The organism is Moorena sp. SIO3H5 (assembly GCF_010692395.1).
Taxonomy (GTDB): Bacteria; Cyanobacteriota; Cyanobacteriia; order Cyanobacteriales; family Coleofasciculaceae; genus Moorena.
In genome coordinates, this window is sequence record NZ_JAAHHS010000629.1 from 1 (window position 1) to 3,045 (window position 3,045).

The 3,045-nt window shown below is 42.2% G+C and carries 3 protein-coding genes; 2 read left to right on the forward strand and 1 reads right to left on the reverse strand.

Translation table 11 applies throughout. From position 1 onward, the window contains the following. The first annotated feature begins 134 nt into the window (after positions 1-134). Positions 135-1,535 (forward strand): hypothetical protein, encoded by a 1,401-nt coding sequence (locus F6K52_RS34690; protein ID WP_293089515.1) that lies wholly within the window; start codon positions 135-137, stop codon positions 1,533-1,535. On the opposite strand, the gene F6K52_RS34695 is transcribed toward F6K52_RS34690, so the two are convergent. Then, positions 1,491-1,682, reverse strand: coding sequence for a hypothetical protein (locus F6K52_RS34695; protein ID WP_293089516.1), 192 nt, complete (start codon positions 1,680-1,682; stop codon positions 1,491-1,493). The two genes, F6K52_RS34690 and F6K52_RS34695, sit on opposite strands and share 45 nt — an antisense overlap. A 196-nt stretch (positions 1,683-1,878) precedes the next feature. Between F6K52_RS34695 and F6K52_RS34700 the strand changes: the two genes are divergently transcribed. Next, entirely contained in the window at positions 1,879-2,913 is a 1,035-nt protein-coding gene (locus F6K52_RS34700; protein WP_293089517.1) for a sulfotransferase, read from the forward strand. Positions 2,914-3,045 lie beyond the last annotated feature (132 nt).

Below are 3,045 nucleotides of genomic sequence, written 5' to 3' on the forward strand. Positions count from 1 at the left end.
TAACTAACAGGCATTTATAAAACTTTTAACTTCTAAATAAAAACTCCTAACTCCTAACTCCTAACTCCTAACTTTCAACTCCCAACTTTTAACTTTCAACTTTAAAATTCCTACTCCCTACTCCCTACTCCCAAATGAACAAAATAATTGCCTGGTATCGATGGGCGATGCAAACAGGACAGCTACCATTTGCGATAATTTTAACTCTCACCATCTACCAACCCTTTGAAGACTTTTTTCTCAACTGGCTACCCTTACCATCACCGTTAATTTCATTAATACGTTTTGTTCCCGAAATCACCCTTTACGTCCTAATGGTCAGGGTAATTTATCTGCGGCTATCCTCTGGTAAAGGTATACGAAAAACCCCCCTAGATATTCTAATTATTGCCTTTTTTATTGGTAGCATGATTTCCATTGTTGTTAATCATGCTGGAATTGCAGGTAGCATTAAAAACTTACGCACTAATTTTAGGTATATCTCAGTTTACTATACTGTTGTTAATATTGATATTTCTATCGAACAGCTTTCCCTATTATTAAAAAGTATTAGACTAGCCAGTTTAATCCAGGCAGGTATAGCCTCCATCCAATACTTCTTACCGGCCAGCATCACTCAGAAACTCTTCACCAGGCAAGTCATCCACTCGGCAACAATGGCTGCCAAAAATGCTAGCATTGGCACCTTTGGCGACAGTGCCATCCTTTCAGGATTCCTGATGTTAGCGATTTCAGTATTTATTAGCCATGTCTACACCCACTCTAGTCATCTTATTCCCACCTTCAAAGACTCCGGTAGTATTTTAGTGCTCTATTTCGCCAACTTTGCTTCCAAAAAGCGAGCTGCACTGATGATATCCCTACTAATTCCTATTCTAGTGTTAGTTCATCTTAACAGAAAAAGAGATACTGCCCTCATCCTCTGGTTTTCTACAGCACTTTTGATAACTGTAGTATTGATTTCTCCATTATTGAATCTTCAAACATCAGCTGCTTCAGTGTCTGAAGACGGTGAAATACCTGATCTGACTTCTTATTTCTTCTCGATTTTTTCTCCAGATTACTGGCAACACAACTTAGAAGCTCAGCGGGGTTGGGCAGCCAAGACTATTGTTAATGGTTTAATGAATTCAGGAGGCTGGTTTGGCTTTGGTCCAGAGCCTGGTGCCTTACAAAGAGGAATAGAAAATTCCGTGATTCTCTCCCCAGATGAACAACGGCATTTATCCTGGCATGTGGAACTCCTGGAAGATGCCTACTGGTTTGCCTTCCTCGGATATTTTGGAATTGTTGGTTTGGGGATTTTTTGGATTATATTACTACGGCTTTACCAAACCTCTCAATCTCTGATTAAATCCTCTTCATCCCTGGAATACAAATCCCTTGGGGTGATGCTTTGTACTATACTTATTGTTTCTTTCTTTTACACCTTTGTGGAACGGACATTTAAACTGCGACCCTTTAGTTTTTATTTTTGGTTACTGGCTGGACTAGTAGTTAATTCCTGGTGTGTTCAACAAGAGAATAGGGAGTAGGGAGTAGGGAGTAGGGAGTAGGGAGTAGGGAGTAGGGAGTAGGCAAAAGGCAAGAGGCAAAAGGCAAAAGGCAAAAGGCAAGAGGCAAGAGGCAAGAGGCAAAAGGGAACAGGAGTAGGGTGCGTTAGGGGCGCGCCTTACCATCATATTCAACTTCGTAGCCAGTAGCCCCGTAACGCACCACTTTTTAAGGAAAAAGGAAAAAGGCAAAAGAGAACAATATAAAAGAAAGACAATGATTTTTTTGCTATGGTGAATCCTTACTGCTGATATACTGATCATACTGTTAGCAATTCCCCCATCACCCTATCACCCTATCAACCTATCACCCCATCAGCCCATCATGATTGATCATCAACCGAGAGTGGAACAGATATTTGTAGTGGGAAACTCCCGTAGTGGAACTACTCTGATGGGTCTAATCTTGGGATTAAATTCAGAGGTTTTCACCTTTGAGGAACTCCATTTTTTTGGGCAGTTATGGTCCGAGGAGCATCGGGACTCTTACCTGACTCAGGTAGAAGCAGAACAGCTAGCCGCTCGCCTCCTATCAATTCAGCATAGTGATGTTTTGCGTCCAGGAGATCCAAGTCACTTTAGTGAAGAAGCCAAAGCAATTATTGCCCAGTTTCCGGAGCAAAAGCTCACCTCTGGGGATGTCTTTAAGGTATTTCTGGGATACAAAGCTGCCAAAAACGGTAAGAAGATTCCTTGTGAACAAACTCCGCGCAATGTTTTATACATGGCTGAAATCCTGGAACTTTATCCCGAAAGCCGGATTATTAATATGGTTCGTGACCCCCGAGACGTACTGCTGTCACAAAAATATAAGTGGCGAATCAAATTCCTGGGTGCCAAGAATATTCCCTATCGAGAAGCCTTCCGGTCTTGGTGCAATTATCATCCCTTTACCATCTCAAAACTTTGGAATGCCTCGATTAACGCTGCTGAAAAATTTGCCAATCATCCCCGATGTCGTACGGTGAGATTTGAAGATTTGGTAACAAATCCAGAGCAGACCGTGGCAGAAATGTGCCAGTTTCTAGGTCTGGAGTTCCAATCACAAATGTTGGACGTTCCTCAAAATGAGGGCGGTGTCTCATCCCATAAGCAAATCACACCAAAACGTCGGGGAATTGACCCCAATACCACGGGAAAATGGCGGCGTGGGGGACTTTCTGTGACAGAGATTCATATTTGCCAGCAAGTAACCTATACTAACATGCTCAAGCATGGTTACTCCTATGCTTCGATGCAGCCCAACCCCTTGATGTTAGCATTCAGTTGGGCATTTTTACCGGTAAAATTGACCCTAGCTTTGTTAATGAATCTTCACCGAACCCGAAACATTGTTGAAGCGATTCGCAGACGCTTGTAAATAGACCTCTTGCATAAGTCTCATAAACCGTGGGTGTTGACAAGGCAAAAGGCAAAAGGCAAAAGGCAAAAGGCAAAAGGCATAGATTTTGTTGGTCATGGTGATACCTCTAAGAGATGTTTAATACCTTTC

Coding starts and splice junctions, on each gene's coding strand:
- F6K52_RS34700 (WP_293089517.1), top strand. CDS start 1,879: ATGATTGATCATCAACCGAGAGTGGAACAGATATTTGTAGTGGGAAAC.
- F6K52_RS34695 (WP_293089516.1), bottom strand. CDS start 1,682: ATGATGGTAAGGCGCGCCCCTAACGCACCCTACTCCTGTTCCCTTTTG.
- F6K52_RS34690 (WP_293089515.1), top strand. CDS start 135: ATGAACAAAATAATTGCCTGGTATCGATGGGCGATGCAAACAGGACAG.